Origin of the sequence: Lactobacillus sp., from assembly GCF_051893255.1 — a bacterium.
Classification (GTDB): domain Bacteria; phylum Bacillota; class Bacilli; order Lactobacillales; family Lactobacillaceae; genus Lactobacillus.
The window spans coordinates 1-23,210 of sequence record NZ_JBJFHB010000083.1 but is presented as its reverse complement, the minus strand read 5'-3'; the positions used below and the strand labels follow the sequence as shown (position 1 = coordinate 23,210).

Genomic DNA, 23,210 nt, shown 5'->3' with positions numbered 1-23,210 from the left:
GAGTGTCTTAAAGCGTTCCCCGTTCAAAGTCAATGCCTTAACTTAATGACATTGCGCGAAAGCGGACTTTTTTCATGCTCTATTTTCTATTTAAGATAAGAGTATGGATCTTGGTTTTTGGCCCGGGCCGGCATGGTGTAGCGGCCAAAGAAGATCATGGCGTGATGGGTGTGGATCCATTCATCTTTAGGCAGAAGCTCTTCTAACCTTTTTTCAACCTGCTCAGGAGTGGCTTTTTCCGGCACGATCTTGAACTTTTTGGCAATGCGTGACACATGGGTATCAACCGCGATGGCCGGGATCCCCCAGCCTTCCGCTAAGACGACGTTGGCTGTTTTCCCGCCAACGCCTGGCAGGGTCACCAGTTCAGCCTTGGTGCCCGGCACTTCCCCGCCAAAATCATCAACCAGGATTTGGGCGGTTTCTTTTAAGTGCTTGGCCTTGGTCCGGTACAAGCCTAGGCGTGAAATATCGGCCTCAATTGCCTGAATTGGCGCCTTTGCCATGGCTTCTGGCGTTGGGAAGTCCGCAAAGAGCTGCGGCGTCACTTGGTTGACCATCTTGTCGGTCGTTTGGGCGCTGATCATGACAGCACACAGGAGCTGGAACTTGTTATTCCAGTTGAGTTCGCCCTTGGCATCAGGATACATGGCGTCAATTCGTCTTAGGACCTTCCGAGCTTCCTCATCACTTAACAGTTCCTCTGTTTTCTCTTTAGCACTTTTTGTATTTTTTGTTGCTTCTTTAGACTTCATTTTTGTCTTATCGTTCATTTGCTCCTCCATTTTGTCAAAAAACTACCGGTTTCGTTCTAGATACTGCTGAACTTCGCTGCTGGTCTTCAGATTCATCCGTTGCCAGTTGAGCAAGATCCGGTCCACGTACTTAAAGCTCATCGCCCGGGACAGGACCGCTTCTCTTAAGGCCAGGCGGATGACGTCTGGTGAATAATGGTCCAGATTCAGCCAATCTTGGACTTCTTCACGCTCGATTGGGGTTAGGTAGCGGCCAAATTCAATTTCAAATTCACGTGCCAGATCGTTGACAGGGTCATTGTCTAAGGTATCTTCTTGCAGCTTAACCTCCTGGCTGTCTGGCTTGATGGTCACGTGGTCACCAAGGTACTGGTCCAGTTTGTCGTACAAGGGATCCAGGCTGTAAGAGCTGGAGATTTTGCCTTCTTGATCTTTGGCCTGCAAAATACTCAAGCAGCCTTTTTCAATCAGGCTCTGAACTAGGAGCGACACGTCGTTGACCGAGAAATTGGTATTAGCCGCAATTTTCTCATTGCTGGGGAAAAAGTTGCCCCTTTGGAAAAAAGCCTCCAGCTGGATCACCAGGACTAGTTCTGACTCAGTTAAGCCCAGTTTTGCGTAGTAGGCAATCAAGCCATTCATCAATGTTGTTTGCCCCAGCCGGCGGTAGTAGTTGTAGCTCGGCACCTCTTTGCCCTCTTTCTTTTCTCTATCTATTTTTTCTCAAAAATTGTCAAAAAAATAAAAGAGTGATCTCTCACTCTTTTATTTTAGCTTTTTTGCCTTTTTATGAACAGAAAAAGGCTTATGGTTGCATTCTGTTGATCATTCTTGGGAATGGAATAGCTTCACGAACGTGGTCCAACTTGCAGATCCAAGCGATAACCCGTTCAAAGCCCATGCCAAAGCCAGAGTGAGGAACAGAACCGTACTTGCGCAGGTCTAAGTACCAGCTGTAGTCGTCTAAGCTCAAGCCAGCTTCTTCGATTTGAGCCTTCAAAGTGTCGTAGTCAGCTTCACGTTCTGACCCACCCATGATTTCGCCATAGCCTTCTGGTGCTTCTACGTCAGCACAGAGGTAAGTCAATGGGTTCTCTGGGTTCTTCTTCATGTAGAAAGGCTTGATGGCAACTGGGTAGTTGACGATAAAGAATGGACGGTCAAATTTTTCTGACAAGTAAGCTTCGTCAGGTGCACCGAAGTCGTCGCCCCACTTGATGTCGCGGCCGCCTTCTTGCAGCATCTTGATGGCATCATCGTATGACAAACGAGTGTAGTTGCCTTCGGCAGCTGGCTTCAGCTTGTCAATGTCTCGGCCCAAGATGCTCAATTCGTATTCACAGTGTTCCAAAACTTGGCCAACAACGTATGATAAGAAGCGTTCCTGGAGGTCCAAGGATTCATCTTGGTGCATCCAAGCCATTTCTGGTTCCATCATCCAGAATTCAGTCAAGTGCCGGCGAGTCTTTGATTCTTCCGCCCGGAAGGTTGGACCAAAGGTAAAGATCTTGCCGAAAGCTTCTGCCCCAACTTCGCCGTACAATTGGCCTGATTGTGACAGGTAAGCATCGTGGTCAAAGTATTCGATGTGGAAGAGTTCGGTGGTGCCTTCTGGAGCTGAGTGCATCAAAAGTGGCGCATCAAACTTAACGAAGCCTTCGTTTTCGAAGAAGTCAACCGTTGCCTTGAAGATGCGGTTTCTGATTTGCATGATGGCAAATGGACGACGGCTTCTCAGCCACAAGTGACGGTGGTCAAGCAAGAAGTCAACGCCGTGTTCCTTGTTGGTGATTGGGTAGCCTTCGTTGTTAGAAACAACTTCCAAATCAGTGATTTGGATTTCGTAGCCAAAGTGTGACCGGGCATCTTCATGGATGGTCCCAGTGATGTAGAAGCTAGCTTCTTGCCGCAAGCCCTTAGCTGCTTCGAAAACTTCTTCACTAACATTGTTCTTGCGGACAACGCCTTGGAAAAAGGCAGTACCATCCCGCAATTGCAAGAAGACGATCTTCCCGCTTGAACGCTTGTCAGTCAGCCATACGTGCATGCGGACTTCTTCGTCGACGTGCTTAGCTGATTCTCTAATTGAAATCAATTCTGTCATTCTTTAAATTCCACCTTAAAAATCTTTTAACTCTCTCCATGATAACAAAATTTTTACAATTTATCGACAAGAGAAAGCAGTTTTCCGTCTTTAAACTGATAAATTGCGTAGCAATAGCTGCCATCAGAGTTGGTTGCCGTTACTTCCCAGACAGCTTGGCCCTTGTACCAGCCAAGATTGATCTCCTTCACAGTCTTTTTCGGGTACTTCTTTTGGAAGGTCTGCTTGACCGTACTTTCACTGACCCCTTCACTGGCTGAATAGTAGTAGGCCTTCTTGTTTTTAGGAAGGTAAACGAAATAAGCATCCTTGCCACTGGCCGTTTTCCCAGCTGCTGACAGGGATTTGGTGCCCCGGTTTAAGTGGTAGTACTTGGTGACCTTGCTCATTGAAGTCTGCTTAACCAGCTTGGCCACCTTAGCATCAGCTTTTACGTAAGGCTGGGTCGCATTTTTGACCAGCATCACTAAGCCAAAGTAAGCAAGTGCCAGGAAAAAGACCAACCAGGCCAAGTACTGCAAAACCGTTTTTACTTTGTCATTCAATAACAATGAAACTTACCTCTTCATCCTTAATCTCTTCTTTAGTTCGCCGAACTTCACCTTTTGGACGGCAACTGGCAGGCTGGCCCGAAATTCTGGGCCATAGCTCTTGGTCCAGATCCGCGGATCTAGAATCAAAAATTGTCCGTAATCGTCTTCGCCCCGGATCAATCGCCCGCATCCCTGCCGCAGGCGCAAAATAGCCCGTGGCAGGGAATCTTCGTTAAAGACGTCCTTGCCTTGATCCTGGAGGTAGTGTTGCCTAAGGGCTACTTCTGGCAGATCCGGTGATTCAAAAGGCAGGCGCGTCGCAATTACTAAGTCAATCCCGCAATTGTGGAAGTCGACCCCTTCCCAGAAGCTGTCCGCCCCAAGCAAGATTGACTCCTGGGCAATGACAAAACGGCGACTGATTCGCTCGTTAGACCCGGTTAATCCTTGAGCGAGTAGCTCATAATCTTTAACCGCCGGATCATTTAAGAGCTCCAGGTAAAGCTGCTTAACCAGCTCTAAATTGGTAAACAGCACCAACACGTGCTTTTGGCCAGAAAGATCCTTGGTCAAGATTTCTTTAAGCTGGCTCAAAAAGGCTGGGCTGTCAGGCTCAGGCTGATTTTCATCTAGTGCCAAAATCTCTAGGTGCTCGCTCATCGGGAAGCTGGATCCGCCCTGGTAGGAAACGACGCCAGTTGCCGGCAAGGCTAAGGCTTCTTTAGCAAAGTCAAAGCTGCCATTATCAGTTATTGTCGCACTGATCAAACCAATATGGTCAAAACGCTGGTAAATCTTATGCAATTCTTCAGAACTATCGATGCTCAGCCAGTGGAGGTTGGAACTCAAGGCGTCTTCAGGGTTAGTGACCGCAACAACGAAGCCCAGATGATCCAGTAATGGCTGGTTTAAGAGGTCAGAAAGCTGGTAGCTCTTTTCAGCATAGTAGTCCAGCTTGTCCACTTGATCAACTAGGTCATCAATCAAGGACTCTTCACCAGTTAAGAAGCGATCTTTCTCGATGTAAAGCTGGTCAATCACCTGGTTGGTGTGAATCCGGACTTCTTCTAGTTTTTGCTGGAAGTCTTTTAGCATTTTTCTAAAAGCCGATTGTTCTGGGAACAGGTCGCTGCCTTGGATGGTATACTGCACCGTCTTGTTAGGCAGGGTCGTTTGACTGATTGCCAGGCCCCGGCACTGGTAAAGATACTTTTGCATCCGGTTTAAGGCATGGATCAAATCCATACTTTCCGTGTCTAAAAGGTCCAACATAAACTGCAGCTGCACGTTTTCTTCCCCCTGGTTAACCAGGCTGTTGTCGGTGAAAAAGAGTAAGTTGCGCAAATGACTCAGACTGCCCCAAATCGATTCAAAGCGCAGAGAATCGGTTCTAGACGTTTGCAAGTTGTCAGCGAAGCGGTGGGCTTCGTCAATCACCAGATACGGATTTTGCCCCCAGATAGAATCCATATAGTGGTTAACCAGGTAGGCATGGTTGGTGACCAGAATATTGGCCGACTCCTGCCTTCTTCTAGCCAGGTTCCAAAAGTCAACTTCCGCAAAGGGCGTCCCTACTCTCGCATCTCCGGGGTGCTTGATCTGGTTAAAGATTGGCAATTGTTCACTGGTCAGTTGCAGTTCGTCTAGGTCCCCGCTGGTTGTTTCTGTCAGCCAGACCAAGATCCCCATCTGCAAGATCAATGTCGTCTTGTTTGGGGAATTTTGGTAAAGGCTTTGGGCAAAACCGTCTAAGTCCAAGTAGTGACTTGACGCTTTGACCATCTCGGCATTGATGGCTAAACCTGTCACTTTGAGCAGCTGCGGAATTTCCTGCTTTAACAGCTGCTCTTGCAAGACCTTGGTTGAGGTCGCAATGACCAGCTTTCTCCCTGAATAGAGCTGGTAGGCATAGGCAAAAAGGTAGGCAAAGGTCTTCCCCGTCCCGTTAGGCGCTTCAGCCAGCATAATCCGTTGATCTGGATTCACAATGAACTTGTGCAGGTGATCAATTAATGTCACCTGCTCTTGCCGGTAGTTGATCTTGCCTTTAAAAAGCTCTCGCTTGGTATCCTGGCTGCTTGGGAAGTCGGCTTCTTGCCCTTGAATCACGGCATTGACATTTTGCCTTTTTAAAACCAGATTGCGAACTTGGATCTTGTCCTTGTCTAGCTTGCGGCGCACTTGGCGAGACTGGTTGGCAATTTCTTTGATGATATAGTCCGTTTCCCGGATCAAGCCACCAGATAGGGAACCAAGTACATTCAAGGTTGCTTGCGGCAAACTAGCCAATTTTTCAATAATCTTAATGAGCAGAATCGCTGTCCCGTAGGCATCAGAGTCCGCTTGGTGGGGATTGTCGTGCTCAATCTGTAGGCTCGCCGTTAAGTCTCGCAGCTTATATGAAGGCAAGGTTGGAAAAGCAATCTTGGCTAGTTCAACTGTGTCGACTGCCTTCAGGGGCAAGGCGTCAAAACCGGCATTGGTCAGCTCATAATTTAAAAAGGGAAAGTCGAAATTGACATTATGCGCCACAAAAATCGTGTCTTTCAGAATTTTGCTGATCTTGGGGGCAAAGTGCTTGAAATCTGGTTGCCCCTTAACCATCTGGTTGCTGATGCCAGTTAAGTTAGTGACAGCCTGGGGGATTTCCTTATGGGGATTCATTAAGAATGAGTAGCTCTTGACTACCTTCAGGTCTTTCACCAAGACGCAACCAAACTGAATGATGTGCTCGCCATCTTCTTTCCTGGTTCCCGTCGTTTCTAAGTCCACGACGGCAAAGGTTTCCCCGGCAAAAAAGGGTGACATGCTATCTTCCTTTCTTAGACCACTTCTACGATTTGCTGACAAGACAGTAAAATCAAGTATTTCTGCAGCACCTTTTGGCCAGTCGCTTGCTCAAGCGCTCTTTGGTAAAGGCGGAGCTGGCCTTGGTACTTATTCTTTAAGTCAGCAATGCTTTGATCCAACTTATTTGGATTCACGTGGTCAGTCTTGTAGTCAAACAAAATGATACCATTTTCTGTCACAAAATAGCCATCAATTGTCCCGTGAACCAAAATTTTTCCAGAAAAATCACTGAAATCATTAAATAAGGTTCCTGGCTCAATGATTGAAGCAAAATTTTCTTCCCGGTAGAGCTTATCAGGATTTTCTCTAAACTTTTTGGCAAAATCGCTAGTCACAAACCATTGCAAGGCTTCTTTGTCCACTTGACTGGCAATTTCTTTAGACAGCCGGCCCTTCCTAATCAAGTGGTCGATGCCTGACTCCAAATTATCTAAGCCCGTGCCGGCTTGATAGTCATAGTACTGCAGGATCAAGTGGCTGGCCGTCCCAATTTCCGCAGCGTTGCCCGTATTTTGATTCAAAAAGTCAGGCTCTGTATCAATGGGCTGCATGTAGCGGTTGGCAGACTTCAGCTCAGTCACGTGACTGTCTTCTAGTTCCGTTTCAATCGGATCCGCAAAAGCCTTTTTAATTTCAGAAACCGACTGGTAGGCAGTAGTTTGGCTGGCATCCAGGTATGGGTATTGCTGGTCGCTAAAGGCAAAAAGCTTTTCAGTTACATCTAGGACTTCCTGCTCTTCAGCAGTTAATTCGGTGTTTTCTGACTGTGTCTCTTTGACGTCTGGCAAAACAGGACTATCGTTTTTGGCGTCAAAGTTGATGAATAAAAGCGGATCTTCCTTGCCAGCAGTGAGATCGCCAATCGTCTTATCTGACAGCTTCTGCATGCTTTTGGCTTGGTAAAGCGGCGGCGCCAAAAAGTCCAGAGGCTTGTTGACCTTCATCTTGTCCATCAAGGTCATCTTCCCCTTATTCATGGTTCCCAGCCACTTTTGCTCCAAGCCTTCCAGGCCCTCTTTGCCAGGAGTAATTTCCATCACCATGATCAGCTTTTGCTTGGCCCGGGTTAAGGCCACATAAAGTAGCCGGGCTTCTTCTTCCAGCAGCTTCTGCTTTTTTTCAATTTTGAGCCAGGCTTTGCACAAGGTATCAGCCTGATATTCTGGCTCATCATCTGGATAAGCAAAGGCTAGGCCCAGACCAGTAGAATCCAAGAGGTAGCTGCCAGAGATGTCCTGCTTAAAGTTGTATTGGCGGCCAATCCCGGCCAAAAAGACGATTGGGAATTCCAGCCCCTTAGAGGCGTGGATGGTCATCAGGTTAACCGAGCCCTCGGCATTCTCGCTTAAAACTGGCTGAGCCAGGTCCTTTTGATTTTTCCGCATGCGGGCAATGAAGTTGATGAACTGGTACAAATCCTTAAAGCCGGCACTTTCATAGGCACTGGCTCTTTCATAAAGAGCAGTCAAGTTCAGCCGCCGCTGACGCCCATTAGGCATGGCTGTCACGATTTCCAAAAAGCTGGTCTTTTCATAAATGGTCCAGAGCAGCTCACTAATCCGGTGACTCACGGCGAAGTCGCGAAATTCCTGCAACATGGCCAAAAATTCCCGGCACCGTTGCCCCAATTCATCATCGATCCTGCTGTAGGTTCTTAGGGCTGCGTAGAAGCTGATGCTCTTGTTAACGAGGCGGATCTTAGCCAAGTCGGTGGTCGTGAAGTTAAAAATCGGTGACCGCAAGACGGCAACAAGTGGAATATCTTGGTCAGGGTTATCGATGATCTTTAAAAAGGACATGATCACCGTCAGTTCAAAAGTCTGGAAGTAGTTGGGAACGTCTGACACAAATAGCGGAATCTGGTACTTGTCGAATTCTTGCTTAATCTCCAAGTTGTTGGTCTTAGACCGGGTTAAAATGGCGATATCCCCGTAACCAACTGGCCGCTGTTCGCCAGTCTTCGGGTCAAAAATATGGTAGCCGCTCTTCACCAGCTGCTGGATGCGGGCAATAATCATGGAAATTTCACCGGTATCTAAAGCTAAATCATCACCATCTTGACCGGTGTCACTGTCCGCACCAGAAGTAAATCCCTGCTTGCCCTTTTTTTCTTTTTCCTGATAAATAACTTCGGTCCCTGTTGCCAGGTCCATCTTTGGATCATAGGCAGCCGCAAACTTCAACTGCCCTTCTGCTTCATAATCGATCCCACCAAAGTCTGCCGTTAAGATGCTGTTAAAAATCAAGTTAACGGCACTAGTTACTGGCTGACTTGACCGGAAGTTTTCTGGAAAAACAATCCGCTTTTTCGTGCCGCTATCGTCTGCCCCATATTGGCGGTATTTGGCAATAAACAGGCTTGGCTCCGCTTGCCGGAAGCCGTAAATGGACTGCTTGACGTCCCCAACCATGAAGAGGTTGTTTTCACCGCTCTTTTTTAGGCGGGCAATCAGACCATCCTGTAGAGCATTGGTGTCCTGGTATTCGTCCACCATGATTTCCTTAAAGCGATTTTGGTAGTACTCCCGGGCCAAAGCACCATTTGAAGTATCCTGATTCAAGATGTCATAGGCATACTGTTCCATGTCAGTAAAGTCCAGCATGCGCTCGCCGCGCTTGAGCTCACGGAAGCGGTCAATAAAGGCTTGCTCTAATTCCGCAATCGTTTGACAAATTTTTTCGCCTTTGGCCATCAAGGCCTTTTGTTCTTCATTGGAGCTGGCGTAAAAGCTGGTAAAAGCCTTTGTGGCAAAGTCATTAATTGTTTCTTGGACTTCTTTTGATTCATCAATAAATTCAGGAATTGACTTATTCTTTGCCGGCTTTTTCTCCCGGATCAAGCTGGCTTTTAAGAGATCTCGCTGCTGGTCAAAAGGCGCATCGACTTCTAAGGCTTCTTGGAAATTTGCCAAATTATTTTGACAGTTCAAAAATTGGGCTTGATACTTGGCAAATTTTTCATGCTCAAAATCTGCTTCAGAAATAAAATGTACCAGCTTAGAAATGACCGTCTTTACTTCTTCTAGCAGATATGGCTTGATTTTTTCTTGCCATAAAGCAGAATCTGCCAGGTCGCTGCCCGGAACTCGGTAAGCCTTTGGCAATTCCCGCAGCCACTTTTGATAGTCCGGCTTGGCCATGGCGAAATTGTACAAGCTTAGCAAGATTTCGCGCGGTGAATTGGCATTGCTGTCGCCAGTAAAGGCATCATAGAATTCTTCAAAAGCAGCCTTTTTGGCAGGATCTGGGCTCTCCAAATAAGCTGCCTCCACATCGCTAATTGCTCTTTCTTTCAAAAGCTCAATCTGGGTGCTGTCGGTCAGAATGGAAAAGTCTGGGTCCAAGTCAATAACGAAGTAAAAGCGCCTGATGACGTCCAAGCAGAAGGAGTCAATAGTTGAAATGAGCGCCGTATCCAGCTGCGCTAATTGCTGGCGTAAAAAGTCAGCTTTGGGATCGGTCTTAGGAAGTTCCCGCACCCGGTCTTGTAGGCGCTTTTTGATCCGCTGCTTCATTTCACTGGCTGCCGCCCGGGTGAAAGTGATCACCAGGAGCTGATCAACGCTTAAGCCATCTTCAGCAATTTCCTTGATAACCCGTTCAACCAAAACACTGGTTTTACCAGACCCGGCTGAGGCAGAAATCAGCAGGTCTTGCCCCCGGGTGTCGATCGCATCCGCCTGAGCGGGCGTATATTTAACTTTACCCATTCTTATTCCTCCTTGCTCATGTTCAGGGCACTTCTCACTTGTGCTAGCAAATCATCCTTGTGCATGGTTCCTAGGTCATGGTAGTGATTGGTTGGCAATTGCTCGTCAAAGTAGTAGATATCCTTGTAGTCGGTATAAGTCAAGCCATTTTGTCCGCTTCCTTGCCGGTAAGGGTTAAGAGCAATCTGTCCTTCCAAGATGCCTTCAGCCGCATTCTCGATCAGGTACTCTACATATTCCAAGAGCAGGTTCATCTCGTCTTTACTGTAAAAACTGTCGCTAGAATTCAGATCCCCATTTTTCTTCAAGCGGGTATTGCTATAATACTTGGAACTGCCAGTTTTGATCGTTTGGTCGACTTCGCTGAATAAGGCGGGATCGTTAACGGCAACCCCGTTCAAGCGCAGCTTGTCTTGTCCGCCTAAATAGTCTGGTTTCAGGTTTAAATCTGCATTAAAGAGGCTATTACTCGTTGCATTTAGCGGGTTCAATTTTCGCGTTACGTATTGGTAAAAAGCCCCAAGCAGGTCCAATTCAGCAGTTCCTGTCAACTGACTTTGATTTTTGACCAAAACGTCTAAGTAAGCAATCATTTGCAGGTCAATCCCATTGGCAAAGCGTGCCGGATTGAAGGAGTGTGCCGAAGACTTGTAGTCGATCAGCTGGGCCAAGACATGCTTGTCTCCTTTGAAGAGATCCACCCGGTCGATCTTCCCGCGCAGGGAAATTTTCCGCTTGCCCGCTAATTTCTTCAAAGGCAGGATCAAGCCAGCCACTTTTTCAGCTGGCCCAAAAGGCAATTCGGCAAAGGTGGCCTTGAAGCGGTTTTCTTGCTGCTTAACCCGGTAAGTCTGCGCCACCTTGCTGGTCGTCTTGTCAAAAGTCTTGAACAAGTATTGGTTGAAAGGATCCCGTAAGAACTGCTGGTAGATTGGCTCTTGCCAGATTTCCTGCCGAACATCTTTCAAGAGCAGCTCTAGTTCTAGCTCAGACATCTTCTCAATTTCTAAGCCGCGCTTTTGCATTTCTTTGACCAAGAGCTCGAAGGTCCGGTGGAAGTAATTCCCTGACTGGATGGCATTCAGCTCGTTTTCCGCCCGCGGACTCAGACGCAAGCCGTACTTGACAAAGTATTCAAAAGAATTTCGGTAATAAGTTTCCAGCTGGGAGACCGAGCTTAATAAGTCCTTTCCGTAGAGCTTTTCAGCCAGGTCTTCAGTGATATTTTCCGGATTGTTGTCGTAGTCAATCCCCTTTTCAACTGCCTTGGTCTTGGCTGGCAAGTCCTGCCGGCAAAGGTCAAGAAGTTTTTTGACTAACAGCGACTGCGGCATCCCCTTAGTGGCATAAGTCAAGTAGCCAAGACTAGATTCTGGCGTGGTCATGAATAAAAGCAAATCTGGCGTTACTTCACTTTCTTCAAGGCTCGGCAAGTCTCTTTGCCGGTATTCCCGGCCATTAACCAGTCTTAAAAGCCGCTGGTAGTAAACGGACGGTTCAAGCCGCTCGTTATCGGAATTTATTACCGGATATGACACGTAAACCCGCTCACTGGCTAAAGCCAAGGCTGCGCCAAACTGATAGTCCTGGTCCAAGTTATTTAATTCTTGCTGGTCTTCCAAATAAGCTTCTTCTGTGAAAAAGTCTTCCAAAACTTTTAAGTTTTCAGGCGTCAGGAAGTTCTTCTTGTCGCTGATCTGCGGCAGGCTGCCGTTATTGGCGCCGATAATGATCACCTGCTTATAGGAACCACTTTGCACCATCCCGTATTCTGAGATCGTCACCGCGTCTAGTGTTGCCGGAATCGTGGCAAAGGCTGCCTGGCTAAAGCCGGCCGTCAGCATGCTAAAGAAAGACTGCCAGTCAAACTTTTCCGGATTGACCAAGAGGTAGTCCTGCAATAATCCCAGCATGGAGTTCCAGACTTCTTCAGGCTGCTTGGCTTCTTGCAGCTTGCCATCGTCGCTAGCCTTTTTCCGCCAGGCCTCCAGCTGGCTGCTGACGCCAGTTTTGACTAAGAAGCTAAAGAAAGTCTTGATTCCCGTTAAGCTGTCTTGTTCGCCCTTCAATTTTTTCACCAGAGAATTAACCTGACTGACAAAAAAGTCGCGCAGCTTGTCTAAGCGCTCCAGTCGCTTTTGGTACTTCTCTTGGTCAAGATAAATCACACTGGCCTTGATGAAGTCGCTAAAAGGCTTTTCCCAGAGCTTGTACTTGATACCGTGGGCCAAAACAAAGTTTTCCAGCTGATCCACGTCTCTTAAATACCGCTCTTCTGGATTATCCTCATTTTGATACCAGGCGGGAATGATTAGCCGCGTCTTCATCAACCCGATCATGGATGCCGTATCTCCGTTTTTTTCAGCCAGCTTAGCCAGATCTTCAATCAAAATGACCAAGGGATGGTATTTCATCATCTGTTGCAAGTCATCAAAAAACGGAATTTGGTTTTGCCGGAAGATTGGGGCAAGATAAGTTTCATATTCTGCCAAGTTCGGCGCCAGAATCAAAAAGTCCCGGTACTGGTACTGCTTAGTAACCACCTGACTGTAAATCGTCCGCGCCGCAAAATAGGCTTCCGCATAACGGGAGTCTGCCTTGACCAGCTGCAGGTTAGTAAAATCTGCCTCTTCATTGGCAATCCAAGCCGCGTTAAGCTCAGTAGCCGGCGTTGTCTTTTCTTCCAACTTGTCAGTTTGGAAGTCCAGGTCATGCGCACCAAAATAGCCAGTTAAATCCTGAATCGTCTTTTGAACGACATAGTCATATTCACCGGCGAGCGGCGCATGGATGTCGCCAAATTCCGTCTTAAAGCCTAATGTTAGGTCCTGGCAAAAAGCAGCTAAGAGCTGAATTGTCTGCTTTTCCTGCAGTGAAAAATGAGCAAAGTCAGTAACATAAAAGGCAGCCTTTTGCACATATTCAGGGTGACTAGCTAAAACTTCATTTAATTGGATATTCAGTTCATCTTTGGTCGCAAAGTTCTTCTCCTGAATTAGATCCAAAAAGTCTTGATAGATGATCTTGAGGTCATGCAGCTTGCTGGAAGTTTCGGTATCGAGACTGGCTTCAACTGCCGGATTAGCCGCATTTTCCAGCAACTCGTCTAGATCCAGCTGACCAGTGTGAACCTGCAAGATCGTTTGATAAACCTGCTGGATCATCCCAGAATTGGGATGGGTATTTTTAAACAGGTTAAGCTCTTTCTTCCGTTTGTTGATGATTTGCTCCAAGATCATGGAAGCAGCCGCGTCATCCAGGCTCTGCGGCAAGGAAATGTCGGCTTTTTTAAAGAAAAACCAGGCTAAACGCGAGAACGACAAGACATGAAGATTCTTGACGCTAGTCTCACTTCGTCCCTGCAGTTCAGCTACTTTAGCTATTGCTCGCACTTCTGTGTTAAACTTGATATGGTTTGGAACAAGAATAAAAACTTCTTGGCCAGCTAAATATGTTTTAGCTGCTTGACCCAGAAGCTCTTCTTGCAAAGGATCTGCTTGTCTTCCAGTTAAGATGTTAATCATTACTTCCACTCCTTAGATGCACTAGACAAGTAGTAATTCAGTCAATTAAATTTTAGCAATCTCTTCTCTTTTTGGGAAATTTTTGACAAAATACTAACTATTCAATCTTTATTATCTTTTGAGGTGATTATCTGTGCAGACATCATGTACTGCTCATGGGAAAGTTATATTAATTGGAGAACATTCTGTTGTTTATGGCTATGATGCCTTGGCCATGCCCATCAAGGCCCTCCACATCAAGACTAGCGTGGAAGACTTTGATGAGCTTTATATGGATACCAAGCTCTATCATGGTCCTTTTTTTGCCGCACCTGACGATTATAACGGGCTGAAATATGTGGTAAAAACCCTTTTTGCCAAAAGTGGCAAGGAGCCTAAAGTAAAGGTGACTTACGAAGGTGAAATTCCAATGGAGCGCGGCTTTGGTTCTTCAGCCACCGTAGCTTTAGGTACGACCGTAGCTCTTAGCAAGTACCTCGGCCTAAACCTGACTGAGAAAGAGATTATGGACATCACCAACCAAGCTGAAACCATCAACCACGGCAAGGCCTCAGGCTTAGATGCGGCTACCGTCAACTCTGACTATCTGGTTTTCTTCAATAAAAAAGATGGGATCCGTAAGTTGACCGCCAGCCTTGGTGCCACTCTCTTAATCATGGACACGGGCGACCTGGGCAATACCCGCGAAGCCGTCACCATGGTGCATGACCTCTTAGAAAAGGATCCAGCAGCTAAAAAGAACATGGCTCGACTAGGCCAATTAGCTGACCTGGTCAAAGCAGCCTGGCTCAAGCAAGACCGACAAGCCATCGGCAGCTACTTTAACGAAGCTCAAAGCATCCTAGCCTCTTTCGGGATTTCAACCCCAAAGATTGACCAAATGTGCCAAATTGCTAAAAGCAATGGTGCTCTTGGCTGCAAGCTGTCAGGTGGCGGTCTGGGCGGGATCGTCATTGCCCTGTGCGATGACTCTGCCACTGCCAACAAAATTGCTAGCCAATGCCAAGACTTAATTAGTGACTATTGGATCGAAAAGATCTAAAATAACAGCTCAAAACAATAGAAAGCGTAAAAAATTATGAGTAAGACTTCTCGCGCCCACACCAACATTGCCCTCATTAAATATTGGGGCAAAAAAGATGCCAAGTTGCGCCTTCCTTTAATGTCTAGCCTGTCCATGACCTTGGATGCCTTTTACAGTGATACTCAAATCGAAGATAGTGACCAAATGTCTTTTTCATTAAACGGCAAACAGATTGCTGATAAATCAGCAGACCGCGTTTTTTCCTACATTAAGTTGATGCAGGACCGCTATGGCGTCTCTGGCAACTTGGCCATCAAGTCTGACAACCACGTGCCAACGGCAGCCGGTTTGGCCTCTTCTAGCTCGGCCTTTGCGGCTCTAGCTGCGGCCTTTGCTGACCACTACCATTTAGATGTCGATAAGCGCGAGCTCTCTCGTATGGCCCGGATGGGGTCAGGGTCAGCCTCTAGATCTATCTTTGGTGGCTTCGCCGTTTGGCAAAAAGGCGACAGCGATGAAAGTTCATATGCCTATGCCCTTGACGAGCACCCACAAATGGATTTAAAGCTCCTAGCCGTTGAATTAAATGACCAGCCAAAGAAGGTTTCCTCAACCAAGGGCATGGAACTGAGCAAGACCTCTCCTTTTTACCAGCTGTGGCTTGACCGCAATGACCAAGAAATTGCCGACATGGAAGCTGCCATCAAGGATCAGGACTTCACTAAACTGGGTTCTTTAGCAGAATTAAATGCTAGCGAGATGCACTCTTTGACCTTCACCGCCCAGCCTGGCTTTACCTATTTTGAGCCTAAGACCATTGAGGCCATTAAGTTAGTGCAAGAACTGCGGGAAAAAGGCCTTGAATGCTACTACACCATTGATGCTGGTCCAAATATCAAGATCCTCTGCCAGGAAAAGAATTCTAAAGATATCGTTAATAATTTTGCCTTGGCCTTTGATAGTGTTAAGATTATTGAGGCAGGTTTTGGTCCAGGAGTAACTCTACTAGACTAAAACTTGTTTAGTTATATAATAGAAAAAGAAACTTAAAAGAATAAGAGGAAGAGTTTTTTGATTACTGAAAAAGCACCAGGGAAGCTTTATATTGCAGGTGAATATGCTGTTTTGGAACAAGATTGCCCAGCAATCTTAGTCGCTTTAGACCAATACGTTAGGGTCTCCATTAAGAAGAGCGCTAGCGACACTGGTTTAATCCATTCAAAGCAGTATTCACAAGATTCAATTCACTGGGTACGGCAAGGATCAAAGATGGTGATTGACAATCGTGACAATCCCTTCGAATACATCCTGTCCGCTATTTCATTCACTGAAAGATACTGCTTGGAAAAGAACGTAAAGATGGGCGTCTACGATTTGTTCGTCAACTCCGACCTGGACTCCGCCGACGGCAAGAAGTACGGTTTAGGTTCTTCTGCTGCGGTAACGGTAGCCACGGTTAAGGCCATCTTACACTTTTACGGCGTTAAGGCCACCAAGGACCTAGTTTACAAGCTTTCTACAATTTCTCACTATTCTGTTCAAGGCAACGGGAGCGCCGGCGACATTGCGGCTAGCGTTTACGGCGGCTGGATTGCCTACCAAACCTTTAATAAGACTTGGCTGGCTGAAGAGTTAGCTGCTAAGCGTCTCTCAGACGTGGTCAGTGAAGCTTGGCCAGGGCTGAAGATCCAAGAATTGGTTCCGCCAGAAGGCATGGATCTCTTGGTTGGTTGGAGCCAGCAACCCGCTTCTACCTCACGTTTGGTCGACAAGACCAATGCCAACAAGAAGAATCTTAAGGCTGAATATGCCAAGTTCCTGGAAGATTCCAGAAACTGCGTCTTAAAGATAATCAAGGGCTTTGAAGAAAACAACATCAAGCTGATTCAAAAGCAGATCGCAGTTAACAGACGTCTTTTGCAGCATTTTGCAGCCATCAACAATATTGCAATTGAAATTCCGCGGTTGACTGAGTTAATCGAAATCGCCAACAAGTTTGGCGGCGCAGCAAAGACTAGTGGTGCCGGCAACGGCGACTGCGGGATTGTCATCGTCAACCAGGATACCAATGTTGACCTCTTAAGAAGAGAATGGCTTAAGAACAACATCCTGCCTTTGGAATTTCATATCCACCATTCCGAACTAACATTTTAAGAGGATCGCCATGTCACAACGATCAATCAGAAAAGAAGAACATCTGGCGTTAACGCAGATGTTTTTTAATGCAAAGAAAACGAATTCCTTTGACCAAGTCCAACTCTTACGGCCAGCCTTGCCAGAAAGCAATGTGGATCCAGCGGTCATCAAGACCAACTGGTTCGGCAAAGAGTTAGACGCCCCCTTCTTCATCAACGCCATGACGGGCGGTTCTGAAAAGTCCAAAGAAGTCAACCAGAGTCTTGGTAGATTAGCAGCTAAGCACCACCTGGCACTTGCCTTAGGGTCAGCCAGCATCCTCGCCAAAGAAGCAGATCAACTGGAATCTTTCTACGTTGCACGCGAAGCCAACCCTGATGGGCTCTTATTTGCTAATGTAAACCCTTTGACGCCGGTTGAGGCCACGGTAAAAATCGTGAATGACCTCAAGGCTGATGCCTTGCAGATTCACCTAAACGTCGCTCAAGAAGCTGCCATGCCGGAAGGCGACCGAGACTTTGTCTGGCTCGACCGGATGAAGGCAATCAAGGATGCCGTCGATGTACCGATCATTGTTAAGGAAGTTGGCAATGGCCTAGACCCAACATCCATCAAGGCCCTGCAAGAAGCCGGCTTTGAATGGTTCGACCTGGGCGGGGCCGGCGGCACCAACTTTGCACAGATTGAGAACTCAAGAAACGCCTCCCCGCTTCATGCTTTAGACTACGTTGGCTTGCCAACTGCCCTGGCCGCTTTATTAGCTGCTCCTTTGACCGACAATTTAATCGTGTCAGGTGGCGTCAGAGAGCCGATGGACGTGATGAAGAGCTTAGCTCTAGGCGGCAAGTACGTCGGTGTGGCCAACCACTTCTTGCACACCTTGCTCAGCGAAGGTAAAGATAGTCTGGATGAAGAAATTGCCAAGTGGAAGAGCGACCTAACCATGCTTTTTGCTCTTTATGGTCAAAAGGTTCAACCGGTTAAGGTGCCATATTACCTTGATCTAGAGTTAAAGAGCCAGTACGATCAACTCAAGGACCAGATTTGTTAACTAAGTTTTTAATTTAAAGCGCGAAGCGCTTTTTTTATTTTGACAAATATTGTAGTAACACTTAGGCTTGTTGGTATATTTAACTATCATCGTCATTTTGATCGTCCCCGGTCCAGATGCTGCCGTCGCCGAATGTCCCTGGGTCAGAATCATCTGACCGTTCGAAGCCAAAAAAGGAAAAGAGATCGGTATTGATGGTTGGTAGACCAGCAACATCCGTAATTTCCGTAATATAAGTTAAGACCTCAAAACCGCTATCTGGAACCATCACCTCGTACTCCGGATTTTCGGTATCAAAAATGATAAAGTCATCAAAGTAGAGCTGCAGGAAGTCAGCTAGGCTCTCATCTTCTTTTAGCTGAGTCGTAATATGATATTCCCATTCATCCGACGGACAAGTAAAGTGAATGCATATTTCCTGATTGTTCATCGTCATACCCTTCTACCCTTTCTATTCAACTTCTTGAACATTCTCAATCTTAGCTTGCTGCCAATCCTTGGCAGCATTGCTGATGTGTCCTGTTCCTCTTAATAGTTGGTTAACTTTTTCCGGATGAATCAGCTTGGTAAGCTGCCCAATAATTTCAGCTTGATTAAAGTCTCGAGCTAGCAGTTTTTGCCAAGTTTCGTATACCAGAACATATTGATACACTTGCTGAGCCTGTCCCAGGTCCGACCAAGTGCCATCTTTTTTAAGCTGATGCTGGTCACGGAATTTTTTAGCATACACTTCAGCAAAGTGCCTAATTTGATCCTTGAGCTCGTCAGCCAAGTCAAGATCTAGAAGTTCATGATCGGTAGTTTCTTCTATTTCCTGATCTGACAAAAGCGGAATAATCCGTTTTTCTTCAGTTTTCGGCTGATTGATCTCAGACAGCGGTTGGATCACCCGCGGAGTATACGTCCTTTTATCCCGGTTGCTAATCAATTTAGCAGCGCTTAGGATGCAGGCGTAGTTTGGCGAAATCGCGGTAATTACTGACAAAAAATCTTTGATTTTTCGCCTCTTGGCCAAAACTTTTCGCAGTTCCTGGTAGACAGTTAACTCCTCATTTTCGCTCATCTCCTGAAATTCCACAACGTCCAGCAGCTTCTCTTTTTCTCGATCAATTTCAGACAACTGCTGGCCGTAGTATGCAACTAAGGCTTTTGGGGTTGGAACGAGCTTAGCCAAGGACAAAATTACATCTAGCAGCTCTTGTCGGCCCTCTTCGGTCTTTAGCCTTTGAACAGCCTCAGTAGTTTCGTTTTGGCCAGGATCGGCCACTTCAAGCAAGATCAGCCGATCTTTAAAGTCTTTAAAGCTGGAATTGCTGCGGCAGGCTCGCAAAACGTTACTAGCCTTGCCCCTTTCCTGCCAGATATAGCCAATTGACCCAAAAGCGTTGCAACTCTGCTCCAGGTACTTATTTGCCCCCTCGATAGCAATCTTATAGCCCAATTTTCCCACCTCGCTGTTCTCTTTAGATTCACTATTCTCTCGTTGGTGCTATAATTCGAATTGAGAAGCATTGCCTCTCAACAAATTAATTTATAGCTTTTTTCAAGCTGCGCATCCCTCATTACCTCTTTCATAGTTTCAGGGATGCGTATTTTTGTGTGCTTCTTCTAAAACAGACTGAATTGGCTCCAGCATCTTAAGCGCGCCCATGCAGTCCATGATCTCTCGCCGTTGCTGCCGAGCCTGGCGGAGCTTTTGCAGATAATAGAGCTTCTCGCCATCACTAGCCTGAGCTAATTCAACATAGTGGAGAAGATCGGTAATTTCCTTATCTACATAGGACTGACCTGCCTGACACGCAGCAAGCAAAGTCGTAAGATTTTCGCAAATTTCCAAAAAGTTGTTTATCAAGAAAGGTAGGTTTGCTTCATTATTACCCGCACATGTCATTTTGATCACCTCATTCCAATATCTCAATCTTGAACCTATGTTCTGGTTCTTCAACTCAAATAGTAGCACCGTTCGCCTATCGAATGCAAGGCGAACATCAACTTTTTATTTATTGAGTTTATCCACGATCTTGGTAAGGCTACTTCTGCATTTCAAGTCAGGCGAACAAAAGATGACGTAAGATAAGAATTGTGCTCATTCTTGTCCCTGATCAAATCGCCATTATCACCTAATTATTTGGTAAGATCTGAATACAATGCGAACACAAATAATCATTTTTTTAATTCACTAAGTAAAAAAACTATTGTTTAATGGTAAGTTTTTTAAATCAATCATCAGCAAAAGGGCCAATAGATCCACCTAAAAAGCAGTCCTCAAATAATTTACCTAAAACAAAAGATCCAGACTTCTGTCACCAAACAGAATCCTGGATCTTTTTACGTTTATTTTCAAAGCCTATCAAGCAAAGTTGACCTTGGTCACTTCACCGCTATTAATGTGCAAAATTTTCCCGTCACTAGCCAAAAGGAGGCATCCCTGGTCGTCGATATCTTGAACGATCCCAGACATGCTCCCATGCCCCAGCTGCAGGGTCACCTGCTTGCCGGTCAAATAAGACAGGTGGCGGTTGAGGGCGTTGCCGCATCAGGCGACATGGTGGCCACAATGATCAAGTCTAAGTCGGCTGGATCCAGCTGGCTGTTAGCTAGAAGCTTTTTGGCCACTTCGAGGGCCAAGTCACTGGTATTCTGGTCTGTGGCCAGGTGCCGGCGCTTGATCCCGGTCCGGGTGTAAATCCATTCGTCACTGGTGTCCATGATCGCAGACAACTGGTCGTTATCCACGACCAGAGCCGGCAGATAACTGGCCGCCGTGACGGGGACGAATGGTATACAATTTTTTCGTATAGTTTTAAGCCGACGATTCCCCAAAATTTTGTTAGCTAAGGTCGTTTTGGACGGCTTAGGCCCCTGAATCTCGTTAGCCGAATTGCTATCGCGTAATTTTCTAAGCAATCATTCACAAAAATCTAAAAATCTAGTAAAATAGACCAGTGAAGATTTTTAGAAAGAGGAATCACTCTATGAACTTGATCATTCCTGAAAACTACGATCCCAAGATGTCTGTCCGCGAAACGGAAGCCGCAATCAAATACATCCGCGACACCTTCCAGCGCGAATTTGGCAAGGAAATGGGCCTTGAACGGATCTCCGCTCCCCTCTTCGTCCCTAAGTCATCTGGCTTAAACGACAACTTGAACGGCGTTGAGCGCCCGGTTGCCTTTGACGCCCAAGACATCCCTGGCGAAACCTTTGAAGTTGTCCACTCCCTAGCCAAATGGAAGCGTTACGCCCTTGGCAAGTACAACTTCCAACCGGGCGAAGGCCTCTACACCAACATGAACGCCATCCGCCGCGACGAAGAATTGGACAACCTCCACTCTGTCTACGTTGACCAATGGGACTGGGAACGGGTCATCACCCGCGAACAAAGAACTACTGAATACCTCCAATCTGTGGTGCGCGAAATCTTTAAGATCATCAAGCACATGGAACACGAGGTTTGGTACAAGTTCCCAGACGCGGTCTACCACCTGCCTGACCAGATCACTTTTGTGACGACTGAAGAATTAGAAGACCGCTGGCCAGACAAGAGTCGCAAGGAACGCGAAGACCTGATTGCCAAGGAATACGGCGCTGTCTTCTTGTCCAAGATCGGTTGGCCACTCAAAGACGGCGAACCTCACGATGGTCGGGCTCCTGACTACGATGACTGGCTCTTAAACGGCGACATCCTCTTCTGGTTTGAACCGCTGCAGCGCGCTTTGGAAATTTCTTCCATGGGGATCCGGGTTGACCGTGATTCTTTGAAAAAGCAGCTTGTTGCCGCCGGTGAAGAAGAGCGCTTGAATCTGCCATTCCACAAGGCCCTTTTGAGCGACCGCCTGCCGCTGACTATCGGCGGCGGGATCGGTCAATCTCGCCTTTGCATGCTGCTGCTTGGCCGGGCCCACATCGGCGAAGTCCAAGCCGGCATCTGGCCAGACGACATGATTGAACAATGCGCTGAAGCTGGCATTCACCTGCTGTAATTTTTAGACATCAAAAAAGCTCACTCCATTGGAGTGAGCTTTTACTTTATTAAAAGATTACTTTTCTTCTTGGCCACTGATTTGAGCGTAGAACTCAGCTTGTGCCAAGTTTTGGTAAGGCAGGGTCCAGATGCTTAAAATCCCAAGAGTCAAGAGAGTAAGCAGACCCCAGCCAATGAAGGAGATGTTCAGGCAAAAGAGCTTCCAAACGTACCCCTTCATCATGCGCCAGCTGGCACCCATTTGCTGGAAGATGCTGCGATTATTGCCCTGCTCAATGTCATCATCAATGATGTACGGTGTCATGTAGAAGCGATACTGAATCCACAAAACCAAACTCCATAAAAGCAAGAAGAGGGCCAAAAAGCCAAGAGCAGTCAAGATGATGGGAGTTGGATTGCCATCAGTAGAGAAGCTAAAGGCCAAAGCCCCAGCAACTACCATGCCTAAAACATAGATAAGGCAAAAGGCGGTCAAGGCAAAGGCCAGCAGGGACATGAAGAAGTTGTAAACCAGGCACTTCCAGGAGTGAGCACTAGACAGCCCAACAAAATAGCCTGGTGCTTCTCCTTCTTCTTTGGCCAACTTTTGCTGGTAGCGCTTGAAGTAAACTTGCAAGTTGAACTTGAAGATCATGACTAAGAATTCCAGAAAGTACAGGATCAACATGCTGGTGGTCTTGCCATCGTCTTTGTCAAAATGCTGACCAATCAGGCCAGTAACGACAACCACAGCCATGTAGATCAAGGCTTCGACCATGTAGCGTTTCTTGGGGATCTGCGCCAGTTTTTCTCGGGCCTGAGCCCGCAATTCTTTAGCTTTCATTGTTACTTCCTCCTATTAAAAGCGATGATTTTTTATTCGTAATTATACCATAATGAAATTGGACATTTGCTTTAATTTGAGGATTGTTTAAAAAATATTTTTTTAGACTAACGCTCCATAATCTGCCCCTGGCGGCTCCGATAAAAGTGCTTGAGGAGATTCCAGGAATAATTAGCCTCTGCTTGGTGAGCTACGTGCTCTGCATTTTGAACCAGAATAAACTGAGCAAAGGGATTTCGGTAACCCTCTTTCTATCCACTTTTAGTACTAAGACGCTATACCACCTGCACCACTTTTTTACTTACAGCCTGTGCACCCGCCAGATATTCGCTTAAGGTCAAGCCACTCAGACTCAGCAGCTGGTCGCACTCCTGGCACTCCGTCCCCACGATCAAAGAGAGCATGGCTAGTGCATCCCTAAATATCAAATCTCTAGTCGTCGCCAGTTCCTTCAGCTTACCAGCTTTCTGCATCTTTTTTCGCAAAGCCGCAATCCTTTCACTGCTGTCATCAGTAAGCGGAGCAAGACGCGACCCCATCACCAGGGTGAAGCTGCAATCTGCGTTCAGCCGGCACAAGGCACTTGCTTCGCCGCAGCCGATGTAAAACAGCTCGCTTTTAACACGCTGTTCAGCCCAATCTTCATACTTTTGCCTTGCTTGAAACAGATCAAATCCCAGCAGCTCCAAGGCTTCCTTAATCTTCCCATAGGTCA

Annotated in this window: 18 protein-coding genes and 1 pseudogene; 5 read left to right on the top strand and 14 right to left on the bottom strand. The window is 46.6% G+C overall.

Going from position 1 to position 23,210, the window contains the following annotated elements:
• Window positions 1-86 precede the first annotated feature (86 nt).
• The 7 genes from nth to ACI4WN_RS07800 all read right to left on the bottom strand — a co-directional run bounded on the left by nth (window position 87) and on the right by ACI4WN_RS07800 (window position 13,476).
• Window positions 87-755: an endonuclease III gene (nth, locus tag ACI4WN_RS07830; RefSeq protein WP_439777703.1), complete on the bottom strand. Its 669-nt coding sequence runs from the start codon at window positions 753-755 to the stop codon at window positions 87-89.
• A gap of 42 nt (window positions 756-797) precedes the next feature.
• Window positions 798-1,442, bottom strand: a complete 645-nt coding sequence (locus ACI4WN_RS07825) for a DnaD domain protein (RefSeq protein ID WP_439777701.1) — start codon at window positions 1,440-1,442, stop codon at window positions 798-800.
• Window positions 1,443-1,560: 118 nt separating this feature from the next.
• Window positions 1,561-2,859 carry an asparagine--tRNA ligase gene (asnS, locus tag ACI4WN_RS07820; RefSeq protein ID WP_009558403.1) on the bottom strand — a complete coding sequence of 433 codons (1,299 nt, stop codon included), beginning with the start codon at window positions 2,857-2,859 and terminating at the stop codon, window positions 1,561-1,563.
• 53 nt (window positions 2,860-2,912) lie between these two features.
• Complete coding sequence (locus ACI4WN_RS07815) at window positions 2,913-3,410, bottom strand: hypothetical protein (protein WP_439777700.1); 498 nt, start codon at window positions 3,408-3,410, stop codon at window positions 2,913-2,915.
• 6 nt (window positions 3,411-3,416) lie between these two features.
• Complete coding sequence (locus tag ACI4WN_RS07810) at window positions 3,417-6,200, bottom strand: helicase C-terminal domain-containing protein (protein WP_439777699.1); 2,784 nt, start codon at window positions 6,198-6,200, stop codon at window positions 3,417-3,419.
• Window positions 6,201-6,214: 14 nt separating this feature from the next.
• Complete coding sequence (gene addA, locus ACI4WN_RS07805; protein WP_439777698.1) at window positions 6,215-9,952, bottom strand: helicase-exonuclease AddAB subunit AddA; 3,738 nt, start codon at window positions 9,950-9,952, stop codon at window positions 6,215-6,217.
• Between the two features lie 2 nt (window positions 9,953-9,954).
• Entirely contained in the window at window positions 9,955-13,476 is a 3,522-nt protein-coding gene (locus ACI4WN_RS07800) for a PD-(D/E)XK nuclease family protein (protein ID WP_439777697.1), read from the bottom strand.
• A gap of 133 nt (window positions 13,477-13,609) precedes the next feature.
• On the opposite strand from ACI4WN_RS07800, the gene mvk reads away from it, so the two are divergent.
• The 4 genes from mvk to fni are packed head-to-tail and all read left to right on the top strand — an operon-like array spanning window position 13,610 to window position 17,687.
• Window positions 13,610-14,518, top strand: a complete 909-nt coding sequence (gene mvk / locus ACI4WN_RS07795; RefSeq protein ID WP_439777696.1) for a mevalonate kinase — start codon at window positions 13,610-13,612, stop codon at window positions 14,516-14,518.
• Between the two features lie 36 nt (window positions 14,519-14,554).
• On the top strand, window positions 14,555-15,514 hold the full coding sequence (gene mvaD / locus ACI4WN_RS07790; RefSeq protein WP_439777695.1) for a diphosphomevalonate decarboxylase: 960 nt from the start codon (window positions 14,555-14,557) through the stop codon (window positions 15,512-15,514).
• Between the two features lie 57 nt (window positions 15,515-15,571).
• On the top strand, window positions 15,572-16,654 hold the full coding sequence (locus ACI4WN_RS07785) for a phosphomevalonate kinase (RefSeq protein ID WP_412131418.1): 1,083 nt from the start codon (window positions 15,572-15,574) through the stop codon (window positions 16,652-16,654).
• Between the two features lie 10 nt (window positions 16,655-16,664).
• Window positions 16,665-17,687, top strand: a complete 1,023-nt coding sequence (gene fni / locus ACI4WN_RS07780) for a type 2 isopentenyl-diphosphate Delta-isomerase (RefSeq protein ID WP_439777694.1) — start codon at window positions 16,665-16,667, stop codon at window positions 17,685-17,687.
• A gap of 79 nt (window positions 17,688-17,766) precedes the next feature.
• On the opposite strand, the gene ACI4WN_RS07775 is transcribed toward fni, so the two are convergent.
• The 5 genes and pseudogenes from ACI4WN_RS07775 to ACI4WN_RS07755 form a co-directional block, all read right to left on the bottom strand.
• Window positions 17,767-18,117 carry a hypothetical protein gene (locus ACI4WN_RS07775; protein WP_154486472.1) on the bottom strand — a complete coding sequence of 117 codons (351 nt, stop codon included), beginning with the start codon at window positions 18,115-18,117 and terminating at the stop codon, window positions 17,767-17,769.
• A gap of 21 nt (window positions 18,118-18,138) precedes the next feature.
• On the bottom strand, window positions 18,139-19,128 hold the full coding sequence (locus ACI4WN_RS07770) for a hypothetical protein (protein WP_439777693.1): 990 nt from the start codon (window positions 19,126-19,128) through the stop codon (window positions 18,139-18,141).
• A 138-nt stretch (window positions 19,129-19,266) separates the two neighbouring features.
• The gene (locus ACI4WN_RS07765; protein ID WP_279190169.1) at window positions 19,267-19,578 is read right to left on the bottom strand and encodes a hypothetical protein; all 312 of its coding nucleotides are present in this window, start codon (window positions 19,576-19,578) and stop codon (window positions 19,267-19,269) included.
• 459 nt (window positions 19,579-20,037) lie between these two features.
• Window positions 20,038-20,175 (bottom strand): hypothetical protein, encoded by a 138-nt coding sequence (locus ACI4WN_RS07760; protein WP_439777702.1) that lies wholly within the window; start codon window positions 20,173-20,175, stop codon window positions 20,038-20,040.
• Window positions 20,176-20,201: 26 nt separating this feature from the next.
• Window positions 20,202-20,471, bottom strand: a pseudogene (locus tag ACI4WN_RS07755) (3-oxoacyl-ACP synthase); the annotation flags it as partial.
• A 191-nt stretch (window positions 20,472-20,662) separates the two neighbouring features.
• On the opposite strand from ACI4WN_RS07755, the gene asnA reads away from it, so the two are divergent.
• Window positions 20,663-21,670 carry an aspartate--ammonia ligase gene (gene asnA, locus ACI4WN_RS07750; protein ID WP_439777692.1) on the top strand — a complete coding sequence of 336 codons (1,008 nt, stop codon included), beginning with the start codon at window positions 20,663-20,665 and terminating at the stop codon, window positions 21,668-21,670.
• A gap of 57 nt (window positions 21,671-21,727) precedes the next feature.
• On the opposite strand, the gene ACI4WN_RS07745 is transcribed toward asnA, so the two are convergent.
• Together ACI4WN_RS07745 and ACI4WN_RS07740 are read right to left on the bottom strand one after the other, a co-directional pair.
• Window positions 21,728-22,495 (bottom strand): DUF975 family protein, encoded by a 768-nt coding sequence (locus ACI4WN_RS07745; protein WP_439777691.1) that lies wholly within the window; start codon window positions 22,493-22,495, stop codon window positions 21,728-21,730.
• A gap of 275 nt (window positions 22,496-22,770) precedes the next feature.
• On the bottom strand, window positions 22,771-23,210 hold a 440-nt coding region (locus ACI4WN_RS07740; protein ID WP_439777690.1), incomplete at its 5' end, for a hypothetical protein.

What these genes read in the sequence shown, in the direction of transcription:
- nth (WP_439777703.1), bottom strand. Translation starts at nt 755, where the DNA reads ATGAAGTCTAAAGAAGCAACAAAAAATACAAAAAGTGCTAAAGAGAAA.
- asnS (WP_009558403.1), bottom strand. Translation starts at nt 2,859, where the DNA reads ATGACAGAATTGATTTCAATTAGAGAATCAGCTAAGCACGTCGACGAA.
- ACI4WN_RS07810 (WP_439777699.1), bottom strand. Translation starts at nt 6,200, where the DNA reads ATGTCACCCTTTTTTGCCGGGGAAACCTTTGCCGTCGTGGACTTAGAA.
- addA (WP_439777698.1), bottom strand. Translation starts at nt 9,952, where the DNA reads ATGGGTAAAGTTAAATATACGCCCGCTCAGGCGGATGCGATCGACACC.
- ACI4WN_RS07800 (WP_439777697.1), bottom strand. Translation starts at nt 13,476, where the DNA reads ATGATTAACATCTTAACTGGAAGACAAGCAGATCCTTTGCAAGAAGAG.
- mvaD (WP_439777695.1), top strand. Translation starts at nt 14,555, where the DNA reads ATGAGTAAGACTTCTCGCGCCCACACCAACATTGCCCTCATTAAATAT.
- fni (WP_439777694.1), top strand. Translation starts at nt 16,665, where the DNA reads ATGTCACAACGATCAATCAGAAAAGAAGAACATCTGGCGTTAACGCAG.
- ACI4WN_RS07775 (WP_154486472.1), bottom strand. Translation starts at nt 18,117, where the DNA reads ATGAACAATCAGGAAATATGCATTCACTTTACTTGTCCGTCGGATGAA.
- ACI4WN_RS07765 (WP_279190169.1), bottom strand. Translation starts at nt 19,578, where the DNA reads ATGACATGTGCGGGTAATAATGAAGCAAACCTACCTTTCTTGATAAAC.
- asnA (WP_439777692.1), top strand. Translation starts at nt 20,663, where the DNA reads ATGAACTTGATCATTCCTGAAAACTACGATCCCAAGATGTCTGTCCGC.
- ACI4WN_RS07745 (WP_439777691.1), bottom strand. Translation starts at nt 22,495, where the DNA reads ATGAAAGCTAAAGAATTGCGGGCTCAGGCCCGAGAAAAACTGGCGCAG.